This window comes from Stenotrophomonas sp. CASM101 (genome assembly GCF_049384845.1).
Taxonomy (GTDB): Bacteria; Pseudomonadota; Gammaproteobacteria; order Xanthomonadales; family Xanthomonadaceae; genus Stenotrophomonas; species Stenotrophomonas hibiscicola.
The window spans coordinates 70,660-96,594 of sequence record NZ_JBMRFR010000009.1 but is presented as its reverse complement, the minus strand read 5'-3'; the positions used below and the strand labels follow the sequence as shown (position 1 = coordinate 96,594).

At 66.9% G+C, this 25,935-nt stretch carries 26 protein-coding genes, 1 tRNA gene and 1 pseudogene; 4 read left to right on the top strand and 24 right to left on the bottom strand.

Going from position 1 to position 25,935, the window contains the following annotated elements; all coding sequences use genetic code 11:
* Positions 1 to 19: 19 nt before the first annotated feature.
* On the top strand, positions 20 to 703 hold the full coding sequence (locus tag VG543_RS13880; RefSeq protein WP_423178702.1) for a hypothetical protein: 684 nt from the start codon (positions 20 to 22) through the stop codon (positions 701 to 703).
* Here VG543_RS13880 and VG543_RS13875 read toward each other — a convergent pair.
* A pseudogene (locus VG543_RS13875) lies at positions 679 to 1,007 on the bottom strand (transposase); the annotation flags it as partial. The gene VG543_RS13880 and the pseudogene VG543_RS13875 sit on opposite strands and share 25 nt — an antisense overlap.
* A gap of 271 nt (positions 1,008 to 1,278) precedes the next feature.
* A tRNA-Lys gene (locus VG543_RS13870) sits at positions 1,279 to 1,354 on the bottom strand.
* Positions 1,355 to 1,532: 178 nt separating this feature from the next.
* Between VG543_RS13870 and VG543_RS13865 the strand changes: the two genes are divergently transcribed.
* A complete protein-coding gene (locus tag VG543_RS13865; RefSeq protein WP_423178703.1) occupies positions 1,533 to 2,531 on the top strand; it encodes a DUF2268 domain-containing putative Zn-dependent protease in 999 nt (332 codons plus the stop codon).
* 63 nt (positions 2,532 to 2,594) lie between these two features.
* Here the strand turns inward: VG543_RS13865 and queC are convergent, their stop codons facing one another.
* From queC to aspS, 18 genes are all read right to left on the bottom strand, one after another.
* Entirely contained in the window at positions 2,595 to 3,260 is a 666-nt protein-coding gene (queC, locus tag VG543_RS13860; protein ID WP_111098894.1) for a 7-cyano-7-deazaguanine synthase QueC, read from the bottom strand.
* Positions 3,261 to 3,338: 78 nt separating this feature from the next.
* Entirely contained in the window at positions 3,339 to 4,040 is a 702-nt protein-coding gene (gene queE / locus VG543_RS13855; protein WP_019660124.1) for a 7-carboxy-7-deazaguanine synthase QueE, read from the bottom strand.
* Positions 4,041 to 4,343: 303 nt separating this feature from the next.
* A complete protein-coding gene (ybgF, locus tag VG543_RS13850; RefSeq protein ID WP_423178704.1) occupies positions 4,344 to 5,162 on the bottom strand; it encodes a tol-pal system protein YbgF in 819 nt (272 codons plus the stop codon).
* Positions 5,163 to 5,165: 3 nt separating this feature from the next.
* Positions 5,166 to 5,684 (bottom strand): peptidoglycan-associated lipoprotein Pal, encoded by a 519-nt coding sequence (pal, locus tag VG543_RS13845; protein WP_005418510.1) that lies wholly within the window; start codon positions 5,682 to 5,684, stop codon positions 5,166 to 5,168.
* Positions 5,685 to 5,748: 64 nt separating this feature from the next.
* Entirely contained in the window at positions 5,749 to 7,068 is a 1,320-nt protein-coding gene (tolB, locus tag VG543_RS13840; RefSeq protein WP_019660126.1) for a Tol-Pal system beta propeller repeat protein TolB, read from the bottom strand.
* 283 nt (positions 7,069 to 7,351) lie between these two features.
* A complete protein-coding gene (tolA, locus tag VG543_RS13835) occupies positions 7,352 to 8,407 on the bottom strand; it encodes a cell envelope integrity protein TolA (RefSeq protein ID WP_423178705.1) in 1,056 nt (351 codons plus the stop codon).
* The gene (gene tolR / locus VG543_RS13830; RefSeq protein ID WP_006438804.1) at positions 8,397 to 8,825 is read right to left on the bottom strand and encodes a protein TolR; all 429 of its coding nucleotides are present in this window, start codon (positions 8,823 to 8,825) and stop codon (positions 8,397 to 8,399) included. Before tolR ends, tolA begins: the two co-directional genes overlap by 11 nt.
* 24 nt (positions 8,826 to 8,849) lie before the next feature.
* Entirely contained in the window at positions 8,850 to 9,629 is a 780-nt protein-coding gene (tolQ, locus tag VG543_RS13825; RefSeq protein ID WP_005410752.1) for a protein TolQ, read from the bottom strand.
* A gap of 10 nt (positions 9,630 to 9,639) precedes the next feature.
* Positions 9,640 to 10,071: a tol-pal system-associated acyl-CoA thioesterase gene (ybgC, locus tag VG543_RS13820; protein ID WP_019660128.1), complete on the bottom strand. Its 432-nt coding sequence runs from the start codon at positions 10,069 to 10,071 to the stop codon at positions 9,640 to 9,642.
* Positions 10,061 to 11,101, bottom strand: a complete 1,041-nt coding sequence (gene ruvB, locus VG543_RS13815) for a Holliday junction branch migration DNA helicase RuvB (protein ID WP_233653833.1) — start codon at positions 11,099 to 11,101, stop codon at positions 10,061 to 10,063. The genes ybgC and ruvB overlap by 11 nt, the downstream gene beginning before the upstream one ends.
* 126 nt (positions 11,102 to 11,227) lie before the next feature.
* Positions 11,228 to 13,147, bottom strand: a complete 1,920-nt coding sequence (locus tag VG543_RS13810; RefSeq protein ID WP_021203145.1) for a potassium transporter Kup — start codon at positions 13,145 to 13,147, stop codon at positions 11,228 to 11,230.
* A gap of 49 nt (positions 13,148 to 13,196) precedes the next feature.
* On the bottom strand, positions 13,197 to 13,790 hold the full coding sequence (gene ruvA, locus VG543_RS13805) for a Holliday junction branch migration protein RuvA (RefSeq protein ID WP_019660131.1): 594 nt from the start codon (positions 13,788 to 13,790) through the stop codon (positions 13,197 to 13,199).
* A 13-nt stretch (positions 13,791 to 13,803) separates the two neighbouring features.
* Positions 13,804 to 14,325, bottom strand: coding sequence for a crossover junction endodeoxyribonuclease RuvC (gene ruvC, locus VG543_RS13800; protein ID WP_019660132.1), 522 nt, complete (start codon positions 14,323 to 14,325; stop codon positions 13,804 to 13,806).
* A gap of 105 nt (positions 14,326 to 14,430) precedes the next feature.
* Positions 14,431 to 15,162 (bottom strand): YebC/PmpR family DNA-binding transcriptional regulator, encoded by a 732-nt coding sequence (locus tag VG543_RS13795; protein WP_019660133.1) that lies wholly within the window; start codon positions 15,160 to 15,162, stop codon positions 14,431 to 14,433.
* 268 nt (positions 15,163 to 15,430) lie between these two features.
* The gene (locus tag VG543_RS13790; RefSeq protein WP_188250405.1) at positions 15,431 to 16,063 is read right to left on the bottom strand and encodes an esterase/lipase family protein; all 633 of its coding nucleotides are present in this window, start codon (positions 16,061 to 16,063) and stop codon (positions 15,431 to 15,433) included.
* A 75-nt stretch (positions 16,064 to 16,138) separates the two neighbouring features.
* Complete coding sequence (locus tag VG543_RS13785; RefSeq protein ID WP_021203144.1) at positions 16,139 to 16,660, bottom strand: GNAT family N-acetyltransferase; 522 nt, start codon at positions 16,658 to 16,660, stop codon at positions 16,139 to 16,141.
* Positions 16,661 to 16,691: 31 nt separating this feature from the next.
* Positions 16,692 to 17,012 carry a hypothetical protein gene (locus VG543_RS13780; RefSeq protein WP_049441305.1) on the bottom strand — a complete coding sequence of 107 codons (321 nt, stop codon included), beginning with the start codon at positions 17,010 to 17,012 and terminating at the stop codon, positions 16,692 to 16,694.
* Between the two features lie 16 nt (positions 17,013 to 17,028).
* On the bottom strand, positions 17,029 to 18,780 hold the full coding sequence (gene aspS / locus VG543_RS13775) for an aspartate--tRNA ligase (RefSeq protein WP_111098900.1): 1,752 nt from the start codon (positions 18,778 to 18,780) through the stop codon (positions 17,029 to 17,031).
* A 158-nt stretch (positions 18,781 to 18,938) separates the two neighbouring features.
* Here aspS and VG543_RS13770 point away from each other — a divergent pair, with 158 nt between their 5' ends.
* Positions 18,939 to 19,679 carry a DUF3011 domain-containing protein gene (locus VG543_RS13770; protein ID WP_423178706.1) on the top strand — a complete coding sequence of 247 codons (741 nt, stop codon included), beginning with the start codon at positions 18,939 to 18,941 and terminating at the stop codon, positions 19,677 to 19,679.
* 76 nt (positions 19,680 to 19,755) lie between these two features.
* Here the strand turns inward: VG543_RS13770 and VG543_RS13765 are convergent, their stop codons facing one another.
* The 3 genes from VG543_RS13765 to blaL2 form a co-directional block, all read right to left on the bottom strand.
* Positions 19,756 to 20,400, bottom strand: coding sequence for a hypothetical protein (locus VG543_RS13765; RefSeq protein ID WP_423178707.1), 645 nt, complete (start codon positions 20,398 to 20,400; stop codon positions 19,756 to 19,758).
* Positions 20,401 to 20,453: 53 nt separating this feature from the next.
* A complete protein-coding gene (locus VG543_RS13760) occupies positions 20,454 to 21,668 on the bottom strand; it encodes a cation:proton antiporter (protein WP_262214340.1) in 1,215 nt (404 codons plus the stop codon).
* An 85-nt stretch (positions 21,669 to 21,753) separates the two neighbouring features.
* Positions 21,754 to 22,665, bottom strand: coding sequence for a L2 family extended-spectrum class A beta-lactamase (gene blaL2 / locus VG543_RS13755; RefSeq protein WP_423178708.1), 912 nt, complete (start codon positions 22,663 to 22,665; stop codon positions 21,754 to 21,756).
* 175 nt (positions 22,666 to 22,840) lie between these two features.
* On the opposite strand from blaL2, the gene ampR reads away from it, so the two are divergent.
* Complete coding sequence (gene ampR / locus VG543_RS13750; RefSeq protein ID WP_423178709.1) at positions 22,841 to 23,707, top strand: LysR family transcriptional regulator AmpR; 867 nt, start codon at positions 22,841 to 22,843, stop codon at positions 23,705 to 23,707.
* 78 nt (positions 23,708 to 23,785) lie between these two features.
* Here the strand turns inward: ampR and VG543_RS13745 are convergent, their stop codons facing one another.
* Positions 23,786 to 25,651 carry an ABC-F family ATP-binding cassette domain-containing protein gene (locus tag VG543_RS13745; protein WP_019660143.1) on the bottom strand — a complete coding sequence of 622 codons (1,866 nt, stop codon included), beginning with the start codon at positions 25,649 to 25,651 and terminating at the stop codon, positions 23,786 to 23,788.
* Between the last annotated feature and the right edge of the window lie 284 nt (positions 25,652 to 25,935).

Below are 25,935 nucleotides of genomic sequence, written 5' to 3'. Positions count from 1 at the left end.
CAAACTCTGGAGATGTCGCATGAAACGGAAGGTTCTAGGATGCTCCGCAGCACTTCTTGTATCCACCTGCGCCTTAGCACAAGTGCCAAACGCTGACACGCAGGAAGGCAAGGAGATGCAGATTCAGGTTTACAGCTATATGAGTGAACACCCCTCAGTCTCGATAGACGAAGCAATCACGCGCCTAGCGGTTCAAGGTGAGGTGATGTCGGAAATTGAAGCGTTGCGTATCGAGTTCGCAGATCGTCTGACGGAACTGTCGATCAAAGACGCGCCAGATCAACACATCCTGGTGCAGCTCAAGGGGCCAGATCCAGTCGCGGATCGAACGATCAACACCGAGAGCGCGACGACCCGCGTGGTGTTCGAGGTTGGTCACAAGTACACCCAGGACGAGTTTTACGTGCTCCTTGCTAAGCACAGACCTCTTTTTCACAGCGCCATACCAGGCATCACGGGGACGACTGGGTTTCCAGGCGAAGAACGGGTGCTGATTGACATAAACGGCGACAGCCGCCAAGCAGAAGAGTTGAAGGATACAATCAAGAAGCTTGAAAGAGTCACCGGTCTCAAGATTGACGTCCGCCCCAACATGCCGAAGTCAGTCAACGCGGAGTATGTTGTTGGCGGCGCCCCCCCCTCCAATCCAACAATAGCTACTGCACCTCAGGATTTAACGTTGCGATCCTCGCGCCGGACATAGCGCAGCGCGCTGGCACTCATCCCAATGATCGCCAGGGCACGGCGCTCGCTTGCCCCGCGCTGCACCCACTGCCGCACCAGCGCACGCCGCACCGGCGGGTCCGCTACCTTTCTCGCAGCGCGTCCTTGATCAGATCGTTCTCGAACAGCTGCTCGGCCAGCAACTTCTTCAGCCGGACGTTCTCGGCTTCCAGGTCCTTCAACCGCTTGGCGTCGGGCACGCTCATGCCACCGAACTTGCTGCGCCACAGTTGGTACGAGGCCTCGCTGAAGCCATGTCGACGGCACAGGTCCTTCACCGCCATGCCGGCCTCTGCCTCGCGTGGGAAGCCGATGATCTGTTCTTCGGAAAAGCGTTCTTCATGTCCAATCTCCGGCTTGTCGGGGATTGAACTCCAAATCGCCGTGCTACTCAAAACCTGAGGGACGTCGGGGGCACAAGAGCGCCGCCATGCGCGATAGATACGATCATCGCTTGCCTGTCGTGAAACCTGCATCTTTCCCGAAGTGTTCGGTAGGGTTTTCAGGAGCAAAAGAAAAAGGCGCCCCAAAGGACGCCTAAGTCGCTGATACAATTGGTGGGCCGTGAAGGATTCGAACCTTCGACCAAAAGATTAAAAGTCTTCTGCTCTACCGACTGAGCTAACGGCCCATTGCACTGCCCCAGCCTTTCGGCGGGGTGGGCATTCTACCCTACTTTGGCGGGCCGGGTGAAACCCCAGCGTGTCGAGGATGCCGGCCAGCGGCCGGCACTACCCGATCTGGCGAACCCGCTTAAACCTTCCAGGCCTCACGCGCATCCCAGCTGTGATTCCTGCCCGGAGCCACGGATGCGCCTGCCCCTCTGCCTCGTTGCCGCCCTGCTGCTGCCCTGTACGGCACTGGCCACCCCATCCCAGGTCGTCACCAACGACATCGGCCGCTTCTGGGCCACCTATGACGCGGTACGCGCCGAGCCCGACGTTGAACGCCAGGTCGCACTCGTGCAGGAGCGCTACATCGATCCAGGCAGCCCCGGCCTGCATGCGCTGATGCAGGTGCGCAACTACACCGCCCGCGAATACGCCGGGGCCATGCGGGCGTGGCCGCGCTTCTGGACGTCGGTACGCCCATTGACCGCCAACGCGCAGCAGGCCAGCGCCACTCTGGAGCGGGACCTGGCCGCCTTCCGCACGCTCTACCCCGCCCTGCGCCCGGCCACCATCACCTATGCCGTGGGCGTGCTGCGTACTGGCGGGACCACGCTGGGTGACAAGGTGCTGATCGGTGCGGAGATGGCGCTGGGCGATGAGCGCGTGGACGTGAGCGAGTTGCCGGCGAAAATGCGCGATCGCCTGCGGATCTTCTACGACAGCCGTCCGGGGGCAAACAACGCGCAGAACAACCTGCACGAGTACGTGCATACCCAGCAGCGCGAGACTACCGGCAGCTTGGCGCAGTACGCGGTGCGCGAAGGCGTGGCGGAGTATGTGGCCGAACGGCTGAGTGGGCGTCGGCCGGCGTTGCCACTGTACAGCTACGGGCCCGCGCACGAGGAGGAGATCCGCGCGCGTTTTGTCGCTGAAATGGACGGCGATGACCTCGACAACTGGCTCTACAACAGCGCCCGCAATCCATTCGGGGTGAGTGATGTGGGGTACTACGCTGGGTATCGCATCGCGCAGGAGTACATGCGCCAGCAGGCCGACGAGAAGGCCGGTATCGCGCGGATGATCGAGTTGGACTATGCCGATCCGAAGGCGGTGCGGGCGTTCATCGAGGCATCGGGGTGGTTGCCTGATGAGGCTGCCGGCCAGCGGCCGGCACTACCAGACTCCAGCCGCCGGTAGCGCCGGGACAGAGAGTGCGAACCAACGGTTCGCACCCACCATTGGGGCATCAGCCCCATCACCTCAGACGTACAGCGTGGGGTCCGGCACGCCGGCTTCGGCGAAACCCTGCGCGCGCAGGCGGCAGGCATCGCAGTGGCCGCAGGCGGCGCCGTTGGCGTCGGCGTTGTAGCAGGACACGGTCAGGCCGAAGTCCACGCCCAGGCGCACGCCTTCGCTGACGATCTGGCCCTTGCTGAGGAACTGCAGCGGCGCGTGTACCTTGATGCCCGCACCTTCCACGCCCGACTTGGTGGCCAGGTTGGCCAGCGCCTGGAACGCGGCCACGAACTCGGGGCGGCAGTCCGGATAGCCGGAATAATCCACCGCGTTGACGCCGCAGAAGATGTCGTTGGCGCCGAGCACTTCGGCCCAGCCCAGGGCCAGCGACAGCATGATGGTGTTGCGCGCCGGCACGTAGGTGACCGGGATGCCGGCACCGCCGGCCTCGGGCACGTCGATGTCGTCGGTCAGCGCCGAGCCGCCAATGCTGCGCAGGTCCACGTCCACGGTCTTGTGCGCGACCACGCCCTGGGCCTTGGCCACGCGGGCGGCGGCGTCCAGTTCGGAGGTGTGGCGCTGGCCGTAGCGCACGCTCAGGGCATGCACGGCGAAGCCCTGTTCCTGGGCCATGGCGATGACGGCGGCTGAATCCATGCCGCCGGAGAGAAGCACGACTGCCTTCTTCATGGGTAAAACATCCGGTTGGGAGGGGAAAGCCAGCACGCTGTCCCGCGCCGGAGTTACATCAGGGAACGTTGCCTGGGCTCATCGGCCCGGCTCGTCGTTCCACAGGATTTTATGCAACTGCATCTGGAAGCGCACCGGCAGGCGGTCTTCGACGATCCAGTCGGCCAGCTGGCGCGCGGTGATCTCGCCCTTGCTGGGCGAGAAGAACACGGTGCAGCGCTTCACCAGCTCGTGCTCGGCGACCAGGGCCTTGGCCCAGTCGTAGTCCTCGCGGCTGCAGATGACGAACTTGATCTGGTCGCGTGCGGTCAGCAGCGGCAGGTTCTCCCAGCGGTTGCGCGCCACTTCGGCCGAACCGGGGGTCTTTATGTCGACCACGCGCGATACACGCGGGTCCACCGCGCTGACGTCCAGCGCGCCGGAGGTTTCCAGCGAGACGTCCATGCCGGCGTCGCACAGCTTCTGGAGCAGCACCAGGCAGCGTTTCTGCGCCAGCGGCTCGCCGCCGGTCACGCAGACGTGGCGCACGCCCTGGGCCAGCACCTCGGCCACGATGTCGTCGATGTCCCACCAGGTGCCGCCATGGAAGGCATAGGCCGTATCGCAGTACTGGCAGCGCAGCGGGCAGCCGGTCAGGCGCACGAACACGGTCGGCCAGCCGGCGGTATCGGCTTCGCCCTGCAGCGAGGTGAAGATCTCGGTGATCTTCAGGCGTGGCAGGGGCGACTGCACAATCTCACTGGGCGTGGCGGCGGCGCTGGACGGGGTAACGGCGGTCATGGCGGGCACTTCTTGGTGGGACACGTGGCGGATGGGCTACCGTGGCCGGTAACGAAAGCAGCCGAGCGTGGGCTCGGCTCTACAACAACAACCGGGCGGGCATGGCCCAGCCGGTAACGAAAGCAGCCGAGCGTGGGCTCGGCTCTACAACAGCAACCAAACGGGCATATCCCTGCCGGTGACGCGAGCCGTCGGGCATGGCCCGGCGCTACCGGATCCGGGCGGGTTTGCCGGTCCGGAAACGAAAGCAGCCGAGCATGGGCTCGGCTCTACAGGGCACACATTGTACGCCCGGTCCGCGGATCAGCGGATCTGCTTGCCCAGGCGGATGGACTGCAGACGGTCCTGCGCGGTGCGCGCGGCGTCCGAGCCGGGGTACTGCGCCACGACGGTCTCCAGCGTCTGCTGGGCCTGGTCTACCTTGCCCTCGCCGTACTGCGAGAGGCCGATCTTGAGCAGGCCGCCCGCGGCTTTGTCGTGGGTCGGATAGCGCGAGAGCAGTTCACGGAACTGGGTCTCGGCCATCGGGAAATTGCGGGTGGCGTAGTAGCTCTCGCCCAGCCAGTACAGCGCGTTCGGCGCGTAGACGCCATTCGGGTACAACTCCAGGAAGCTCAGGAACAGCTGCGCCGAATCGTCGTACCTGCCGGCCTTCAAGGCATCGAAGGCAACGTTGTAGGAGGTGCGCTCGTCACCGGTGGCGGCGAGGCTGCCGGCATCACCATGGACGGAAGGCGGCCGCTCGGAAGTGGCCGCCGCTGCGGGTTTTGCCGGGGCCGGTGCGGCCTTGGGCGCGCTCGCCGGAACGGGCGCCAGGGCCGGGGCGGCGTTGCCCCCTTCCAACCGGTTCAGGCGGCTGTCCAGATCCAGGTACTGGTCCTGGGCGGACTGCTTGAGCTGGGCGTTGTCGTGCTGCAACTGCTCGATCGAGGCCTGCAGGCTGGTGACCTGCTGCCGCAGCTGATTGATCTGGTTCAACAGGTCCTGGTTGGCACTGTTGTTGTACATCTGCTGCTCGAGCGCGCCGACACGGTCAGCCAGGCTCTGTCGCTGTGCGTGCGCCGGTGCGGCAGCCACGAGGGCTGCCGCAACGACCAGCATCAGTTTGATGCCAATGCGCATGGATTACTGCGCGGTGTAGACGATTTCGACGCGACGGTTCTGCGACCAGCAGGACTCGTTCGACTCGGTGCAGACCGGACGCTCTTCACCGTAGGACACGACGGTCAGCTGCGAAGCCGAACCACCGTTGGCCTGCAGGGCCGAGCTGACGCCGTTGCCACGACGCTCACCCAGGGCCTGGTTGTACGCGCGCGAACCGCGCTCGTCGGTGTGGCCCTGCAGGGTGATGCGCGAGGACGGACGGTCACGCAGGTACTTGGCGTGGCACGCCATGATGGCCTGGAATTCCGGCTTCACGTCTTCCTTGTCCAGGTCGAAGTAGACCACGCGCTGGCGCAGGCAAGCGTCGGTGTCCAGGTCGCCCGGGCCGTACAGGCCGGAGGTCGACGGACCGGTCGGGGTGGTGGTCGAGGTGCCGGTGTCGACCGGGGCTGCCGGCTCTTCCTTCACCTTCTTCGAGCAACCGGCCAGGACGGCCACAGACAGCAGGGAAACAAGCAGAACGCGGGTGGACTTGTTCATGGCGATACCTTTGTGGCTCCTAAGCCGATGAGGGGTTCAAGACAACGAAAATATTAACACTCTTTTAGCGCTGGGTACGGTATGGGGACCATGCCGGTTCGCGCACATCACCGTCAGCCAGGACCAGGCGCTGGCGAACCCGCGCATCGGCCGAAACGGCATACAACACACCACGGCCACCTTCGCGGGCGGCGTACAGCACCATGCTTGCGTTGGGCGCAAAGCTCGGCGATTCATCCAGCGACCCCGGGGACAGCGTGCTCCAGCGGGGCGACCCCAGCGAGCTGTCCATCATCGCGATCTTGTAGCTGTTGCCAGAACCCTGGGCGACGACGATCTTCTTGCCGTCGTAGGACACCGACGGCTTGGCATTGTAGTTGCCCTGGAAGGTCACGCGCTCGGCGCTGCCGCCACCGGCACCGACCTTGTAGACCTGCGGACGGCCGCCGCGGTCGGAGGTGAAGTACACCGCGCTGCCGTCCGGTGCCCAGGTCGGCTCGGTATCGATGGCGAAGTGGTTGGTCAGCTGGGTCAGCTGCTTGCTGCCCAGGTCCATGACGTAGATTTCCGGGTTGCCCGAACGCGACAGGGTCAGGGCCAGCTTGCGGCCGTCCGGCGAGAACGCCGGGGCGCTGTTGATGCCACGGAAGCTGGTGACCAGCTCGCGCGCGCCAGTGCCGATGTTCTGGATGTAGATGGCCGAATTGCCACGCTCGAAGCTGACGTAGGCCAGCTTGCTGCCATCCGGGCTCCACGACGGCGACAGCAGCGGCTCGGCCGAACGCACGATGGTCTGCGGGTTGAAGCCGTCGGAGTCGGCCACCATCAGCGCATAGCGCATGGCGTCGCCCTTGCCGCTGGCAGTCACGTAGGCGATGCGGGTCCAGAAGGCGCCGCGGATGCCGGTGATCTTCTCGTAGATGGCGTCGGCCATCTGGTGGGCGACGTCGCGCATGGCGTTGCCGCGGGCAGTCATCGCCAGGCCCAGCAGGCGCTCGCCCTTGGGCACGTCGAACAGTTCGTATTCGACGCGGTAGGCACCGGCACCGGCGTCGAGTACGCGGCCGACCACGATGTAGTTCTGCTTCAGCGCGCGCCAGGTGGCGAACTGGATGTCGCCGCCACGCACCGGCTTTTCGACGATCTGCGCTTCCGGCAGCGTGCGGAACTGGCCCGAACGCTCCAGGTCGGCACGGACCACGCCGGCGACGTCGGTCTGCGGAGCGGCCGACGAACCCTGGTAGGGCATCGGCACGATGGTGATCGGCAGCGCGGAGGCATTGCCGCCGATGATGTCGATATCCAGCCCCTTCTGCTGCGCGACGGCAGCAAAGGGCAGCAACAGGGCCGCAAACACGGCAAGCCAGCGAGGCATCTTTTTCATGGAGCGCTCAATAGGGGAAACCGGAACGAGGGATAGCAAAGCAGGAGTGAACCGCTTCGCAATCATGAACCAAGGGTACGTGAATTCCGGGTCAGTTCCAGCCCGTCCTCTCACGCACCGTTAACGTCGTGGCTAACATCGCACCTGCCTGCCCCGGTCACTCCGCCCAGCGGGGCGGTGTTCGACAGCAGCCTAAAGCCTGCCCGGCCGAAACCGAGCACACCAGAGGCAAGCGCGACATCCGTGGGCAGGAGTGGCCCAAGCCCCCCCTGCCCTGCCCGCCTCAGCGATCCTGGGCGGTAAAAGTGAAGTTGAGCGTGCGCGCGAACACCGACTCGAAGCCGCGGTACGGCAACGGCTGCGCATTGAGCACGGCGGCCTCGATCGAACGCTTGCCGGCCTCGTCGTACGGGCAGTTCGGGCTGACCTTGGCCTGCATCACTGTGCCACCCGGAATCTGGGTGATGGTGATCTGGCAGCGCTGGCCCAGCGGCACCGTGTCCGGCCGTACCCACTGCGACAGCACCTTGGCCTGGATCGCCGCAGCGTACTTGGCCGAAAGATCATCGCTGTTGCCACCACCACCGGCAGCCGGCTGGGACGCACCGCTGGAACCGGCGGCGGCACTGCCGGCGGCATTGCGCGCAGCAGCCACCTGGCGCAGCTTCTGCTCGGCCAGCTTGGCTTCCTTCTCGGCCTGCTCACGACGGGCACGGATCTCGGCGATCTTCTTCTGCTTCTCGGCCTCGGCCTTGTCCGCGGCCTGACGCGCCTGATCGGCCTGCTTCTTCTTCTCGTCCGCTTCCTGCTGCTTGGCCAGGCGCAGCTTCTGCTCCGCTTCTTCCTGGCGCTTGCGTTCGGTCAGGTCGATCTGTTCCTGGCGGCGCTTGGCTTCCTGCTCCTGCCTGGCCTTCTCCTGCGAGATGGCCAGTGCGCTCACCGCTTCCTGGTCCTTGGTGTCCGGCTGCGCGACGCGCTCCTGCGCCTGTTGCTGCTGGGGCGTGGGCGCGTCCTGCGGGCGCGGCTCGGGAATCGGCTGCGGCGGCGGAATGGTGTCTTCCGGCACCGGGATCGGCTCGGCCACCGGCGGCGGCAGGTCTTCCAGCTTTTCCGACTGGCGCAGGGCCTGGCGCGCGGCGGACGCCTCAGACGCGGACAGCGCCAGGCTGGCCTCCACCGAAGGGTCACCGGCAGCGGCATCGGTGTTGCGCTCGGGTGACCAGAACCAGGCCACGATGAAGACCAGCGCGACCAGCAGGTGCACCAGCAGTGCCAGTGCCAGGGGCAGGCCCCAGCCGGGTTCGCGCTGATGCGAAGGTGGCAGGGCGTCAGCGTGCATCGGTGGCCAGGCCTACCTTGTCTACCTTGGCGCGCTTGATCACATCCATCGCGGCGATGACCTTCTCATAGGCCACGGCGCGGTCGGCGGCGACGATCACGCGCACGCCCTTGTCCTGGGCGGCAATGCCAGCCAGGCGGCCTTCCAGTTCCTCGGCCGACACGGCGGCCGGTTCCTTGGCGTCGGGCAGCTTCAGGCTGAGCTGGCCGTCCTGGCGCACCGAGACGATCACCGGGTCCTGCTTGCTTTCCAGCGCCTTGGCGTTGGATTGCGGCAGGTCGACGTCGAAGCTCAGGGTGAGCAGCGGCGCGGTGACCATGAAGATGATCAGCAGCACCAGCATGACGTCGATGTAGGGGACGACGTTGATTTCCGATTTCAGCTTGCGGCGCTTTCGGCGGCCGATGGCAGCGGACATGGCTTGGACTCCCGGGTCAGGCGCTTACTCGTCGCCAGCGCTCTGGCGCTGCAGGATGGAGCTGAACTCTTCGGCGAAGGTCTCGAACCGCACCGACATGCGCTCCACGCGGGTGGTGAAGCGGTTGTAGGCCCACACCGCCGGGATCGCCACGAACAGGCCGATGGCGGTGGCGAACAGCGCTTCGGAGATGCCCGGCGCGACGGCGGCGATACCGGCCTGCGCACCGCTGCTGATCATGTCGTGCATGGTCACCATGATGCCGAACACGGTACCGACCAGGCCCACGTACGGGGCAGTCGAACCGATGTTGGCCAGCAGTTCCAGGTTGCGCTCAAGCTGGTCCACTTCGCGGGTGTAGGTGGTACGCATGGCACGCTGCGCGCCTTCCAGCTGCGCACGGCCGTCCAAGCGGCGCTTGTCGCGCAGGCGGGTGTACTCGCGGAAACCGGCTTCGAAGATGGCTTCCAGGCCGGTCACGCTGCGGCTGCGGTCGGTGGCGGCGCTGTACAGCTTGCCCAGGTCGGCGCCGGACCAGAAGCGGTTCTCGAACTCGTCGGCTTCGCGGGTGGCCTGCTTGAACACGCGTGCCTTGCGGAAAATGATCACCCAGCTGACGAACGAGCCGACCAGCAGGAGCAGCACGATGATCTTCACCGGCAGGCTGGCCTTGGCCATCAGTTCGAGGTAGTTGATGCCGCCGCCGGTGGTGGCCTGGGCAAGGGTCTGTGTCGCGGCGTTGCTGACGTCGGCCGGCAGTGCCTCGGTGACCGTGGCCTGCAGGGCCAGGAGCGTTGCGATCATCCGTTGTTCCTCAGTGTTCGGATTCGGGGTGGAGGTGGGGTTGCAGCACGGCAAGGACGGCCTCGTCCATGCCACGCGGGCGGAAACTGGCCGCGTCCAGTGCGGCGATGCGGACCTGGGCCGACAGCAGCAACTCGCCGTCGCGCAGGATCTGCTGGTCGAAGACCATGCTGGCCTTCTTCAGCTGGACCAGACGGGCGCTCACCTGCAGGGTGTCATCCAGCCGTGCCGGCCTGATGAAATCCATCTGCATCGAGCGCACCGCGAAGACCATCCCATGCTCGGCGCGCATGCGCTCCTGGCCGTAGCCGAGCGCACGCATCCATTCGGTCCGGGCCCGTTCCATGAAGGCCACGTAGCGGGCGTGGTAGACCACGCCGCCTGCGTCGGTATCTTCCCAGTAAATGCGTGTCGGCCAACTGAATAGTGGCTCAACCAACATCGGGAACCTCCGCGAACAGGTCCTGCGGCGGGTTCTTCGGCTTCAGGCCCATGTGCCGGTAAGCCTTGTGGGTGGCCATGCGGCCACGCGCGGTACGCACCAGGAAGCCCTGCTGGATCAGGTAGGGCTCGACCACGTCTTCCAGCGTGCCACGCTCCTCGGACAGGGCCGCGGCCAGCGACTCGATGCCGACCGGGCCGCCATCGAAGTAGTCGACCAGGGTCCTGAGCAGGCGCCGGTCGAGCTCGTCGAAGCCTTCCGGATCAACCTTGAGCATCTTCATCGCGGCCTGTGCCACGGCCTCGTCGATGTGGCCGCCCGCCTTTACCTGCGCGTAGTCGCGCACGCGGCGCAGCAGGCGGTTGGCGATACGCGGGGTGCCACGCGCGCGGCGCGCGATCTCCCCTGCCCCATCGGCGGTGCAGTCGATGGCCAGGATCGCCGCCGAACGGCGCACGATGCGGGTCAGCTCTTCGACGCTGTAGAACTCCAGCCGCTGGACGATGCCGAAGCGGTCACGCAGCGGTGCGGTCAACAGGCCGGCACGGGTGGTGGCACCGATCAGGGTGAACGGCGGCAGGTCGATCTTGATCGAGCGGGCAGCGGGGCCCTCGCCGATCATGATGTCGATCTGGAAATCTTCCATCGCCGGGTACAGCACTTCCTCCACCACCGGCGACAGGCGATGGATCTCGTCGATGAAAAGCACGTCGTGCGGCTGCAGGTTGGTCAGCAGCGCAGCCAGGTCGCCAGCCTTCTCGATCACCGGGCCGGAGGTCACGCGCAGGGCCACGCCCAGTTCGTTGGCGATGACGTGGCTGAGCGTGGTCTTGCCCAGGCCGGGCGGCCCGAAGATCAGCACGTGGTCGAGCGCGTCGCCGCGCCCCTTGGCCGCTTCGATGTAGATCTCCATCTGCTCGCGCACCGGGGCCTGGCCGAGATAGTCGGCCAGGCGCTTGGGGCGGATGCTGGCGTCGGCGGCGTCATCCTCGCGGGTGGCGCCGGCGCCGATGATGCGGTCGTCGGTCATACCGTGATTATGCGGTAAATGGTTGCATTCCGGGGCCGGAAGCACGGTAGTGCCGGCCGCTGGCCGGCAACCCCATGAACACCGGTGGTGCGGCGGATGCCGGCCAGCGGCCGGCACTACCAGACCTCAGATCTCCACCTGCGCGCCGAGTTCCACCAGCCGGTTACCCGGAATCCGGAAGAAGCCGGTCGCCGGCGCGGCATTCCGGTGCATCAGCGCGAACAGCTTGTCGCGCCAGATCGGCATGCCGCGGTTGGCGGTGGCGACGATGGTTTCGCGGCTGGCGAAGAAGGTGGTGTCCATCGGGTCGAAGTAGATGCCGCCGTGGTCGCACGAGCGCATCAGCGCCAGTGGGACGTCCGGGGTCTCCATGAAGCCGAAGCGCACATAGACCCGGTAGAACTCGTCGCCCACCGATTCGATCTTCAGCCGCTGCCCTTCCATCGCATACGGGATCGGCAGGGTTTCCACATGCAGGAACACGTTGCGTTCGTGCAGCACTTTGTTGTGCTTGAGGTTGTGCATCAGTGCGTGCGGGGCCACGGTCGGATCCGCAGTGAGGAACACGGCGGTGCCCGGCACGCGTACCGGCGGCGCCAGCATCAGGCCCGGCAGGAAGGTATCCAGGCGGATGCCGTCCTTGCGGATCTCATCGCGCAGCAGCTCGCGGCCCCGGCGCCAGGTACGCATCATGGTGAACAGGAAGATGCCCAGCACTACCGGGAACCAGGCGCCCTGCAGCAGCTTGGCGCCGTTGGCGATGACAAAGCCGAGGTCGATGATGAAGAACACCACGCACAGGGGCAGCAGCCAGGCGCGTGCCTTCGGCCACAACGAGCGGGCCACCAGGGCCAGCAGCAGGGTATCGATCAGCATGGTGGCCGACACCGAGATGCCGTAGGCCACGGCCAGGTTGGACGAGCTGCGGAAGGCCAGCACCAGGCCGATCACCATCACCGCGATGCCCCAGTTGATGCCCGGGATGTAGATCTGGCCGATGGTGTCATGCGAGGTGTGCTTGATGCGCATGCGCGGGATGTAGCCCAGCTGCATGGCCTGGCGCGAAACCGAAAACGCGCCGGTGATGACCGACTGGGAGGCGATCACCGCCGCCATCGTGGCCAGGATGATCATCGGGTACAGCGCCCACGACGGCACTGCCTCAAAGAACGGGTTCTTCAGCGCCTCGGGATGGTTGAGCACCAGTGCGCCCTGCCCCAGGTAGTTCAGCACCAGGCACGGCAGCACGAAGAAGTACCAGGCATGGCGGATCGGCTTGGCACCGAAGTGGCCCATGTCGGCGTACAGCGCTTCGCCGCCGGTCACCGCCAGTACCACCGCACCGAGGATGAAGATGCCGTGCCAGCTGTGCTCCATGAAGAAGCGGATCGCCCACCACGGGTTGAAGGCTTTCAGCACTTCCGGCGCATCCACGATGTTGTAGATGCCGATCGCCGCCAGCGAAATGAACCAGACCGACGTGATCGGGCCGAACGCCTTGCCGATCTTCTCGGTGCCGAAGCGCTGCGCCGCAAACACCATCAGCAGCACCACCACCGTGATCGGCACGATGAAGGCATGCAGGCCGGGCGCGGCCACCTCCAGGCCTTCGACCGCGCCAAGCACCGAGATCGCCGGGGTGATCACGCCGTCGCCGAAGAACAGCGAGGCGCCGAAGATGCCAAGGATGCCCACCACGTAGGCCGAGCGCGACCCGTTGCGCAGCGTGCGCTGGGTCAGCGCCATCAGCGCCATGATGCCGCCCTCGCCGTCATTGTCGGCGCGCATGATGATGGTCACGTACTTCAGCGTGACCACGATGTTCAGTGCCCAGAACGCCAGCGAGAGCACGCCCAGTACCGTGTCGTGGTCGCTGTTGAGCCCGTAGTGCGGCGAGAACGCCTCCTTCAGGGTGTACAGCGGGCTGGTACCGATATCACCGAAGACCACGCCGATCGCACCGATGATCAGCGCCAGGCCTCCGGCGGGAGGAGCGTGACCGTGGCCGCCGGGGGCAGCTGCGTGCGGGGTTTGACTGCTGGACATGGGACTCCTGGCGAGGCTCAGGCGGTTCGTTGAGAGAAAGGAAGCCGACTCAGCGCAGCGCGGACTGCAGCGCCTTGCGGATCACGGTGGCCACTTCATCGCCTTCAGTGAAGGCGTCGCGGGCCATGCGGGCCGCTTCAGCAGGCTTGTAGCCCAGCTGCTGCAGCGCCACGGTGGCATCGGAAAGCGGGTCGGCCGCGGCCGGGCCGCTGCCGGTGGGCAGCGCGCCGCCGGCACCGAACTGGGCGGCGCGGTCGCGCAGTTCCAGCACCATTCGCTCGGCGGTCTTCTTGCCGATGCCCGGAATGCGGGTCAGCGCGGTGATGTCACCGGCCTGGACCATGCGCGCGAATTCCTCGACGGTGACCCCGGACAGCACGGCCAGCGCAATCTTCGCGCCGATGCCACTGACCTTCTGCACGTCGCGGAACAGCCGCCGTTCGCCCTCGCGCAGGAAGCCGTACAGCGAGACGCTGTCTTCCTTCTGCGCGTAATGGGTGTACAGGGTGACCTCGCGGCCGAGTTCGGGCAGGTCATAGAAGGTGCTCATCGGCGCCTCCAGCTCGTAGCCCACTCCGTTCACGTCCACCACCAGCCACGGCGGCGCCTTGTAGGCGACGATGCCGCGCAGTCGACCGATCATTGCGTGCAGCTCCTCATTTGCGGCCCCACGCCTGGCGGGCACTGAGCCCCAGGCGGTTGGCCGTTGCCCTTACGTGGGCATGGGTGATCGCCACCGCCAACGCGTCGGCCGCGTCGGCCTGCAGCTTGGTTTTCAGGTTGAGCATGAGCCCGACCATGTGTTGAACCTGTTGCTTTTCGGCACCACCACGACCGACCACCGCCAGCTTGATCTCGCTGGCGGCATATTCATGCACCGGCAGGTCACGCAGCACAACGGCGGAAATCGCCGCGCCCCGGGCCTGGCCCAGCTTCAGCGCCGAATCGGGGTTGCGGGCCATGAACACGCGTTCGATGGCCACTTCCTGCGGCTGGAACTCGCGGCACAGGTCGGCCAGGCCGAGCACCAGCAGCTTCATGCGCTGCGGGAAATCGTCCGCGCCCAGCAGCACCAGCGGCTGGTGGTGCACGTAGGTGACGCGCCCGGCGGCGTCGACATCGATGATGCCGACCCCGGTCCGCTGTGAACCGGGGTCGATGCCGAGGATGCGGGTCATGCTGCACTCCTGGCAGGGTGGAACGGGGTGCGCTGGCAGGCGTATGGGCTCATGACTGTCCGCGGTGACCGTTCAACGGCCCGCGCCCAGGCCGTCGAGGACGGCTCAGGCGTAGGCGTCGGCGCCCAGTTCGGCGTTGGAGTACACGTCCTGCACGTCGTCCAGATCTTCCAGCATGTCCAGCAGCTTCTTGACCTGCAGGGCGACCTCGCCCTCGACCTTGATGTCGTTGTCCGCGCGGAACGTGATTTCCGCGTGATCGGCGACATGGCCGGCGGCGGTCATCGCGTCCTTGACCGCGTTGAAGGCGTCAGGGCTGGTGACCACGTCGATCGAGCCGTCGTCCGGATAGACCACGATGTCATCGGCGCCGGCCTCGATGGCGGCTTCGGTGATGGCCTCCTCGTCGGCGCCCGGGGCGAAGCTGAGCACGCCCAGGCGCTTGAACATGAAGGCCACCGAGCCTTCGGTGCCCATGTTGCCGCCGCACTTGCTGAACGCATGGCGGACATCGGCCACGGTGCGCACGCGGTTGTCGGTCAGGCAGTCGACGATCACGGCCACGCCACCGGGGGCGTAGCCCTCGTAGCGGACTTCCTCGTAATCGACGCCTTCCAGTTCACCGGTGGCCTTCTTGATGGCGCGCTCGATCACGTCCTTGGACATGTTCACGGCCAGGCCCTTGTCCACCGCCACGCGCAGGCGCGGGTTGTTGTTGGGGTCGCCTCCACCGCCGCGCGCGGCGACGCCGATCTCGCGGATGATCTTGGTGAAAATCTTGCCGCGCTTCGCGTCGGACGCGTTCTTGCGGGCTTCGATGGAGGGGCCTCTACCCATGGGTGCTACCGTCTGGCTGCTACAGGATCAAGGCGCGGATTCTACCTGATCGGGCGCTGCAACCGTGTCTAGGCCCGATGGATGCCGCTGCGCTCGCCGGGCATGGCCCGGCGCTACCGCTGGCGATCTGGTGGTGCTTTTCCCGGTAGCGCCGGGCCATGCCCGGCGAAGAGCGTGCGAACCAACGGTTCGCACCCACCTTGGTGTCGTTCGCATCCACCCTGGTGCCGTTCGCACGCACCCTGGCAGGCCGTTCGCTCCCACCAACTTACGCGGCGACGGCGTCGCGGCTGTGGTCGAAACGGCCATGACGCAGGAAATGCGCGGTCTGCCGCGCGGCGTCGGGCGATACCACCAGGCCGCTGTGGCTGGTGCGCACCACGCAATGGTCGGCCAGCCCCGGCAGGCGGGTCTCGGCCAGTGCCACGGTGCCGTCGGAGGCATCGTCGATGGCACCCAGCAGGCTGCCCAGCCCATGCGGTACCGAGCCGGCGATCAGGCCAACCTCCGCCCGGCCCTGCCAGTCCGGCAGGCCATCGAGCAGCAGCTCGCTGCTGCGGCCCAGGGCCAGGCCCCAGCCGTGCTCGGACAACGAGCGTGCGGTACCACTGCCGCGCAGCGGCGAACCCAGGCAGACCACGCGCTGCACCGGCAGCTGCGGATTGCGCCGCAGCGCTTCCAGCGCCAGCAGCCCGCCCAGGCTGTGGCCGACCAAACTCAGCGGGCCGGCGTCGGCCAGCCGCTCCAGCAGCTGCGGTACGGCCACGTCCGGGCCACCGAACACCGAGGAATAACCAAACGCGTGCACCTGGAAGCCGCGCGCGCGCAGGCGCCAGGCCAGCGGCCCGACCCAGGCGCGGGCATTCCAGATGCCATGCAGCAGCAATACGGGGGGAGTCATGCAAACAGCCTGGCGGTCAGCGGGGCAGGAACGTACGGTGATTGAACACGCGCGCGCAGCAAGCGGCAGTGAACATCAGGCCGCGCGCGGTGCGCGGCGCAGGATGAATTCGAGATCGTTCGTGTCGCCCACCGGGAACAGGTATTCGCCGGCCTTCTCGAAACCGTAGCGGGCGTAGAAGCGCTGTGCGCCGAAGTTCTCCGACCACACGCCCAACCACAGGGTGCGCGGGCCCTCGTGTTCCAGCCAGGCCAGCGCGGTTTCCAGCAGGCGGCTGCCCCAGCCGCAGCTTTGCTGCGTCTTGATCAGGTACAGGCGCTTGAGTTCGCCGTCACCGGGCTTCACGTCCGGGTGCGGCAGGCCGCAGGGGCCGGCGGCGGCATGGCCGACCGCCTCCCCATCCAGTTCCAGCAGCCACACCGCGTAATCGGGGTGGGCCAGGATCACGCGCTGGCGCTCGACCGCGTAGGCCTCCTCCAGGAAGGCCTGCAGGTCCTGCGGCGGGTACAGATGGCCGAAGGTTTCAGTGAACGTGCGGGCGGCCAGCGCCGACAGGGTCGGCGCGTCGTCCACAGTGGCGCGGCGGATCGAATACATGCAGGAAGTTGACGCCAGGGCGAAGCAGGGGTCAAGCCTTTTCAGGCGACTCCGCTTCTTCTTCCTCGTCCTCTTCCTCGTATTCCTCTTCGTCCTCGTCCTCTTCTTCCTCGCCTTCCTCGTCCTCGTCGTACTCTTCCTCTTCGTCGTCCTCGTAATCCTCGACGCCGAAGTCTTCACCGTCCCAACGGCCTTCGCCGTCGGCGACGAAGGTCAGGGCCATCGCCGCCGGGTTGGTACCGACGCGGACCAGCCAACCACCGAACACCCGTGCACGCTCGGTGACCAGGTTGGCCTCGGAGCCTTCATTGCCCAGCTTTTCCCACTCCAGCGAAAACGCAAACTCGGTCATTGCCTGGATCTCCTGATCAGTTGGTCTTGGGGCGAACCTGGATGTGCACTTCGGCCAGCTGCGCGTCGACGATCGGCGACGGCGCGTCGGTCATCAGATCCTGTGCACCGGTAGTCTTCGGGAACGGGATGACGTCGCGGATCGATTCGGTGCCGGCCATCAGCGCGGCGATGCGGTCGATGCCGAAGGCGATGCCACCGTGCGGCGGCGCGCCGTAGTTCAGCGCGTCGAGCAGGAAGCCGAACTTGGCGCGGGCCTCTTCGGCACCGATGCCGAGCAGCTCGAACACCGCGCTCTGCATGTCCGGACGGTGGATACGGATCGAACCACCGCCGATCTCATTGCCGTTGAGCACCATGTCGTAGCCGCGCGAAACGGCGGTACGGGCGTTGGCGCGCAGGTCGGCGATGTCGTCCACGGCCGGTGCGGTGAAGGGGTGATGCAGGGCGACGTAACGCTGTTCTTCCTCGTCCCATTCGAACATCGGGAAGTCGGTGACCCACAGCGGCGCCCAGCCGTCGGCGACCAGGCCGAAGTCCTTGCCGGCCTTCAGGCGCAGCGCGCCCATGAAGTCGGAGACCTTGTTGTAGCCACCGGCACCAAAGAACACGATGTCGCCGTTGCCGGCGCCAACATGGGCCACCAGCGCAGCGAAGGAGGCCTCGCTGAAGAACTTCTGGATCGGCGAGCTGATTTCGCCGTTGTCGGCGATCTTGATGTAGGCCAGGCCCTTGGCGCCGTACTTGGCGGCGTGCGCGGCGTACTCGTCGATCTGCTTGCGGCTCAGCGCTGCGCCGCCCGGGATCCGCAGCGCGGCGACGCGGCCTTCGGCATCGTTGGCCGGGCCGGTGAACACTGCGAACTCGCTGTCCTTGACCAGTTCAGCCACGTCGACCAGCTCCAGCGCGATGCGCAGGTCCGGCTTGTCCGAACCGTAGCGACGCATCGCCTCGGCCCAGGTCATGCGCGGGAAGCTGGCATCCAGCTGGACGTCGACCACTTCCTTGAAGATGGCGCGGATCATGTCTTCGACGAAGTCCTGCACGTCGCGCTCGCGCACGAAGGCGAATTCCATGTCCAGCTGGGTGAACTCCAGCTGGCGGTCGGCACGCAGTGCTTCATCGCGGAAGCAGCGCGCGATCTGGTAGTAACGGTCGAAGCCGGCCACCATCAGGATCTGCTTGAACAGCTGCGGGCTCTGCGGCAGGGCATAGAACTCGCCCGGGTGCATGCGCGCCGGCACCAGGAAGTCGCGCGCGCCTTCCGGGGTGGCCTTGGTCAGGATCGGGGTCTCGATGTCCTGGAAGCCCTTCTCGTCCAGGTGGCGGCGCAGGGCCTGCACCAGCTTGATGCGGGTGCGCTGCATGCGCTGCATTTCCGGACGGCGCAGGTCCAGGTAGCGGTACTTCAGGCGGGTTTCCTCGCCCGGGTTCTCGTGCGCGTGGAACGGCAGCGGCGCGGCCTTGTTCAGCACGGTGATGGCGGTGGCGATCACTTCCACCTTGCCGGTGCGCATCTTGTCGTTCACCGCGTGGCGTGCACGCACCACGCCTTCCACCTGCAGCACATCCTCATAGCCCAGCGACGCGGCCACGGCGAACACGTCGGCGTTGTCGACTTCCACGGTCACCTGCACGATGCCTTCATGATCGCGGAGATCGATGAAGCAGACGCCGCCCTGGTTACGGGCCACGTCGGTCCAGCCGGCGAGGGTGACAGTCTGGCCAATCAGGGTCTCATCGACCAGGCCGCAGAAGTGGGTACGCATGGGGGGAAGCTCCGCTGGAGAACGCCGGCACCGGATGGGGGCCGGAAAGCCTCGTATTCTGCGGCCGAGGCCCCGGCCGGGGCAAATCCGGCCAGTCACACCGGCTTGATCGCCTCCCTCCCTATAGTCGGGCACCTACCACCGTATGGGATGCCGCCATGAAACCGCTGTCCCAGGCCAGCCTGGCCGTAACCCTCAGCCTGGGTGCGCTGGGCACCCTGGCCCTGCCCACCCCTTCCGCGCATGCGCAGAGCGGCGTGGTCCGCTGCGAAAGCCAGAACAACCGCGAACGGGTCTGCAACACCGGCTGGCGCAATGCGCAGCTGGTCCGCCAGCTGTCCGGCAGCGCCTGCGACGAAGGCCGCACCTGGGGCAGCCGTAACGGCAGCATCTGGGTCAACAACGGCTGCCGCGCGGAGTTCGTCGAGGCCCGTGGCGGCTGGGGCGGCGGCAACGGGGGCGGCTGGGGCGGCAACAACGGCCGGCCCGGCGAGACCATCCGCTGCGAGAGCCAGAACAACCGCGAGCGCAGCTGCCCGGTCGGCTGGCGCAATGCCCGCCTGGTCCGCCAGCTGTCCGGCAGCCCTTGCGACGAAGGTCGTACCTGGGGCGTGCGCAATGGCGCGGTGTGGGTCAGCAACGGCTGCCGTGCCGAATTCGCCGAGGCCCGCGGCTGGGGCGGTGGCGGCGGCTGGGGCGGCGGCAACAGCAACTACTCGATCACCTGCAGCAGCAACAACAACCGCACGCAGAACTGCGACTGGGATGAGCGCCAAGGCCGCCCGGTGCTGCAGCAGCAGCTGTCCGGCAGCGCCTGCCAGGAAGGCCGCAGCTGGGGTTACTCGCGTGGGCAGGTGTGGGTGAGCAACGGCTGCCGGGCGCGTTTCGGCACGCGGTGAGGGGTAGCGCCGGGCCATGCCCGGCGAGCGCAGTGGCGCGGTCAACTGCAGAAAACCCGCCGGGCACGGCCCGGCGCTACCGGGCTGGCTGCGCGGCCTCATCACCCCAAGGCGGCGGTGGCAGGTCGACCGGCCTGCTCAGGTCGAACTGCACGCGGAAGCGGCGGCCGTCCGGGCGCGTCAGTTCGTAGACGAACGTCTGGTCCGGATCGATCTCCATCGCCCAGGTGTTGTGGGTCGACGCCAGCATGTCGGCGCGGCGGAACATCGCCACCGAATCGGCATCGGCCGGGAACTGCTGGCGCTCGGCGGTACCCGGTGGCGTGCTGTCGCCACCGTAGAGGGTGATCGTGTCGGGGCTGCCATCTTCGTGGCGGTGGTCGTGCTTCAGCCGCAGCCCGTTCGGCGTGCGGGTCAGCACCCAGGTCCGCGAGTGGTCATCACCGACATGGAACGGGATGCGCAGCTCGTGCGCCGGGTCGGCGCAGCCGCGCACATGCATGACCAGGCGCTGCCCGGCGAACGGATCCTTGGCGGTCGGTGCAGGCGTGTCCTCCACCACCTTGCCGACGTAGGCCTGGCCGCAATGTGCGGCGACGGCGGCCATGAACGCATCGGCCGGTGCGGTCGCCAGGTCATGGGCGACCGTATCGGAGCGCTGCGTGCACGCAGCGAGGCTGAGCAGGAGGGCGGCGGCAGTGGCAACGGCAATCGGTCTCATGCCCCAACCCTAACGGCCATGGACGATGGGCGCAAACCGCGCGCCAGTCCCGCTCAGCGCTCGGCAGACGGTGCTGCCGGCAGTGCTTCGGTCGCCGCCACCGGTGCGGCCTCGCCCTCGCCGGCCGGCTCCTGCTCCACCGGATCAACGTCAAACGGTGTACGGAACACCAGCGACGGCAACAGCGTGGTCAGCGCCGCGTACAGCAGCAGCGCACCGAACAGCACCGCCGGAATCTGGAAGCGCTCACGCATGATCGCCGCCAGCACCAGGGTGAAGATCAGCGTCGGTGCCAGCGCCAGCGAGACCCGCAGGCTGCTGCGGAAGCTCTCGCCGAACATCACCCGGCGCTGCAGCCAGACCACGCCGATGCGCAGCGGCAGCACCACCAGGGTGATCACGATGCCCAGCCCCAGCGCCTCGAAGCTCAGCGCTTCGGCAGGCACCTTGGTGCCGGCGTTGAAGAAGTAGAACGGCACGAAGAACGAGGCGAACAGGCGCAGCGCGTGCAGGTTCTCGTGCGAGGCCAGCAGCGGCATGCGCTGGTGCAGCAGGCGCGCGACCAGGCCGGCGATGAACGCGCCAACCAGGTAGTACACGCCCAGCAGGTAGGTGATGTAGGCCGCCACCATGCCGACCATCACCAGCAGCGAGAATTCCGAGCCCGGCGCGTGCGGTGCCACCCAGCGGCCCAGCGCGATGAACAGCAGCGGCAGGCCGACCATCATCGCCAGCAGCGCCAGGCTGGACAGCGCCATATGCCCCGGATCGCCGGCCTGCAGCACGATGAACAACGCCGCCAGCGCCAGCAGTTCGCCGGCGATGGCCTTGCTGGTCACCCAGAACCGCTCGTCCTCGCTCAGGCCCAGCCGCGACAGCGAATCCATGATGAAGCCCGTGGACGGCGTCAGCAGCGCCAACGCCAACAGGCCAGCGGCCTGCCACGGCAGCCCCGCATAACGCCAAGCCAGCCAGCCCACCCCGAACAGCGTGCCGGTACGGATGACCAGATGTGCCAGCAGCGGCCACATGCCCCGGCGCAGCGCCTGCAGATCCACTTCCAGGCCGGCGAACAGGAACAGCGAGGAAATGCCCAGGGTGGCCAGCAGTCCGATCACCGCATCATGTGCCTGATCCCCCAGCCAGAGCATGCCGATGATGCCGAACAGCAGGCAGGTCAGTGGTGCGGGCAGGCTGAAGCGCTGCAGCGCGCGCGGGATCACCAGCAGCGCGAAGATCAGCAGCAGGTAGATCAACTCATGGCTCATCGGGGTCTTCCGTGGGGTTCGAACGCGCGCAGGATGCGCGCGCCGAACCGATCCGGCAAGCGACGTTTGAATGACCCCGGTTACCTCACCCAATCAGTCGATCGGCGATCCGGCCCACCTGGGCCAGCACCTGGGCGCGCTGCTCGTTGCTGATCGCACTGGCCTGCAGATAGGCGGTCAGCACCCACGGTGCGCCGCCTGCCCGCGGCCACAACACGGCAATATCGTTGCGCGCGTCCTCGCCATTGCTGCCGGTCTTGTCGCCCACCCGCCAGCGCTTGCCCAGTCCCGCGCGCAGGCAGGCGTCACCGGTCTCGTTATCGATCAGCCAGTCGGCCAGCTGCTGCCGCGATGCCGGCTGCAGCACTTTCCCCAGCACCACACGCTGCAGCGAACCCGCCATCGCAGCCGGGGTGGTGGTGTCGCGCGGGTCGCCCTTGGCAAAGCTGTTCAGCTCCGGCTCCAGCCGGTCGCTGCGGCTGACCGCATCGCCGCTGGCGCGCAGGAACGCGGTGACCGCTGGCGGCCCGCCGACCACATCAAACAACAGGTTGGCAGCGGTGTTGTCGCTGGTGATGATCGTGGCACGGCACAGATCGCGCACGGTCATGTCCTTGCCGGCATGACGGCGGGTGACCGGTGCGTGCGAGAGCAGATCGGCGTCACGCACCGGCACCCGCCGGTCCAGCAATGCCGGCATGCGCTCGGCCTGGCTGAGCACGGTCGCGGCCAGCATGCTCTTGAAGGTGCTGCACATCGGGAAGCGCTCGTCCTGGCGATGACCGACGCGGCGACCGCTGGCGGTATCGAGCAGGGTCACGCCCAAGCGTCCTGCGCAAGCCTTCTCCAGCGCGGCGAAATCACTGGCGGCGTTGATGGCGGCATCTGTGGGCGCGGTGGCGGCGGCCTTGCCCGCTGCACGTGCCAGCAACGGCAGCGCAAACGAGGAAGCAACGGCGGCACCACTGAACTGCAGGAATCGGCGACGGGCAAGCATGCGGGTTCTCCTGGGGGACCGCTCGATTATTGAAGCCTTGATCGGGAGCGACCAGCGCAAAAAAACTGCAATAGACATGAGAAGAATTAATGCATGACGTATTCAACCCTTTAATTTCCCGAAATCCACCATTGAAGGGTTAGGATCAGCCATCACTCCAGCTCACGACGGCGCGATGTTGCACCCTACCCTGCCCCTGAACGCGCTGCGCGCCTTCGAGGCCGCCGCCCGCCACCAGAACTTCACCCGTGCCGCGCTGGAGCTGTGTGTCAGCCAGGCCGCGCTGAGCCACCAGATTCGCGGGCTTGAGGACCGGCTCGGCATCCGCCTGTTCCATCGCCTGCCGCGCGGCGTGGCGCTCACCGAAGAAGGCGCGGCGCTGTATCCGGTGCTCAACGAATCGTTTGAACGCATCTCGGCCAGCATCGCGCGTTACACCGGCGGACCTGCGCGTGAAGTGCTGACCCTGGGCGTGGTCGGCACCTTCGCCACCGGCTGGCTGCTGCCACGGCTGGCCGCGTTCGAGGCAGCGCACCCGGACATCGAGCTGCGCCTGCAGACCCACAACAACCGCATCGACCTGGCCGGCGAAGGCCTGGACCTGGCCATCCGGTTTGGTGATGGCGATTGGCAGGGCCAGGCCTGCACGGCGATCCTCGACGCGCCGTTCGCGCCGCTGTGCGCGCCGGCACTGGCGCGGCGCCTGAAACAGCCGCGCGACCTGGGCACGCTGCCGCTGCTGCGCTCCTACCGCAGCGACGAATGGCCGCGCTGGTTGCAGGCGGCAGGCGTCAGTGGCGTGGAAGCCCGCGGGCCGGTGTTCGATTCGTCGTTGACCGTGGCGATGGCCGCGGTCGGCGGCGCCGGCGTGGCGCTGCTGCCGCTGCGCATGTTCGAGCAGGAGCTGGCCGAAGGCCGCCTGCTGCAGCCGTTTGGCACCACGCTGGGGCTGGGACGCTACTGGCTGACGCGGCTGCGCTCGCGTGCAGAGCGCGAGCCGGCAAAGCGGTTCCGCGAGTGGCTGCAGGCACAGGGCGGGTAGGCAGTGCCGGCCGCTGGCCGGCAATCCCTTGATCGTTGTGGGCGCATCGCGCTGCCGGCCAGCGGCCGGCACTACCGGTCAGGACTCGAGCAGTTCCATCCAGGCGGCTTCGGCCTTTTCCAGCTGCGCCGCGGCGGTTTCGCGGTCACGGCCAAGTACCGCCATGCGCGTGGCATCGGCGTAGTTGGCCGGGTCGGCCAGCTGCCGGTCCAGCTCGGCCAGTGCACCTTCCAGCTCGGCCACCTTGGCCTCGGCCGCGGCCAGCTTGTGCGGGTTCACCGGCTTCTTCTGCACCACCTGCGCCACCGGGGCGGTCTTGACCACCACCGGCTCTTCCACCTGTTCCATGCGCGCCTTGGTGCCCTGCGCCTGCGGGCGGGTCCGCAGCCACGCGGCGTAGGCATCCAGGTCGCCATCGAACGGCTCGACCACGCCATCGGCCACGCGCCAGTAGGTATCGCAGACCAGGCCGATCAGATGGCGGTCGTGCGAGACCATCACGATCGCGCCTTCGAAGGTGGCCAATGCTTCGGCCAGCGCTTCGCGCATTTCCAGATCAAGGTGGTTGGTCGGTTCGTCCAGCAGCAGCACGTTCGGCTGCTGCCAGGCGATCAGCGCCAGCGCCAGGCGTGCGCGCTCGCCACCGGAGAAGCCGTCGACCGGCTCGAACGCGCGGTCACCCGGGAAGTTCCACTTGCCCAGGAAGTCGCGGAACGACTGGTTCGGTGCGTCCGGGGCGATCTCGCGGAAGTGCTCCATCGGCGACTGGCCTTCGTGCAGCGACTCCACCGTGTGCTGGGCGAAGTAGCCGATCTTCAGGTCCGGGTGCGCCATGCGCTCGCCGACGATCGGCGCCAGTTCACCCACCAGGGTCTTCACCAGGGTGGTCTTGCCGGCGCCGTTGGGGCCGAGCAGGCCGATGCGCTGGCCCGCTTCCAGGCCGAAGCCGACGTTGTGCAGGATCACCGCGTCCTTGCCGTAGCCGGCCTCGACGTGGTTCAGGCGGATCAGCGAGAACGGCAGCTTGGCCGGCGGCGCGAACTCGATACGGAACTCACGCTCGGCGCGCACCGCTTCGGTGCCGGCCAGCTTGGCCAAGCGCTTCATGCGGCTCTGCGCCTGCGCGGCCTTGCTGGCCTGCGCCTTGAAGCGGTCGATGAAACTCTGCAGGTGGGCACGCTCGGCCTGCTCCTTCTCGTGCGCGATCTGCTGCTGGCGCAGCTGTTCGGCGCGCTGGCGCTCGAAATCGGTGTAGCCGCCCGGGTAGAGTTTGGCGCCGCCACCGTGCAGGTGCAGGGTGTGGGTGGCCACGTTGTCGAGGAACTCGCGGTCATGCGAGATCAGCAGCAGGGTGCCCGGGTACTTCAGCAGCCACTGTTCCAGCCAGTACACCGCGTCCAGATCCAGGTGGTTGGTCGGTTCGTCCAGCAGCAGCAGGTCGCTGGGCATCATCAGCGCGCGGGCCAGGTTCAGGCGTACGCGCCAGCCGCCGGAGAACGAGGAGACCGCGCGGTGGTGGGTCTCGGCCGGGAAACCAAGGCCGTGCAGCAGCTTGCCGGCGCGCGCTTCGGCGTCGTAGGCCCCCATCTCGGCCATCTTGGTGTGTGCGTTGGCCACCGCCTCCCAGTCTTCGCGCGCGGTCGCCTCGGCCTCTTCGGCCAGCACCGCGGCCACCTCGGTGTCGCCGCCCAGCACGAAGCTCAGCGCCGGGTCCGGCAGCGACGGGGTTTCCTGGGCCACGCTGGCGATACGGACCTTGCCGGGCAGGTCGACGTCACCCTTGTCGGCCTCCAGCTCGCCCTTCACCGCCGCGAACAGGCTGGACTTGCCAGCACCGTTGCGGCCGACCACACCTACCCGGTAACCGGCGTGCAGGGTCAGGTCGACATTGGACAACAGCAGCCGCTCGCCGCGGCGCAAGGCGAAATTACGAAGGGAGATCATCGGGGGAGGGGTCCATATAACCGGATGGAATGTGCTGGTGAGCACTGTTCCTGCGACGCAATTCTAGCGTTAACGAATACTTGACGCGTCCCGGGATGCGCAGTGGCCGACGTTCCTCTCTCCCACGTCCCCGCCGCGCGCGTCCCGGGTCTCCTCCCCGCCGATGCCTGTCCGGGCTAAATGGTTGCTGCTGCAACGTTTTTTCCGATGACCGGCATTTGACAGGCACTGAATATCCCGTTAATTGCTGTATTGCGCACCGCAACAACCGCCGTCCGCCTCAC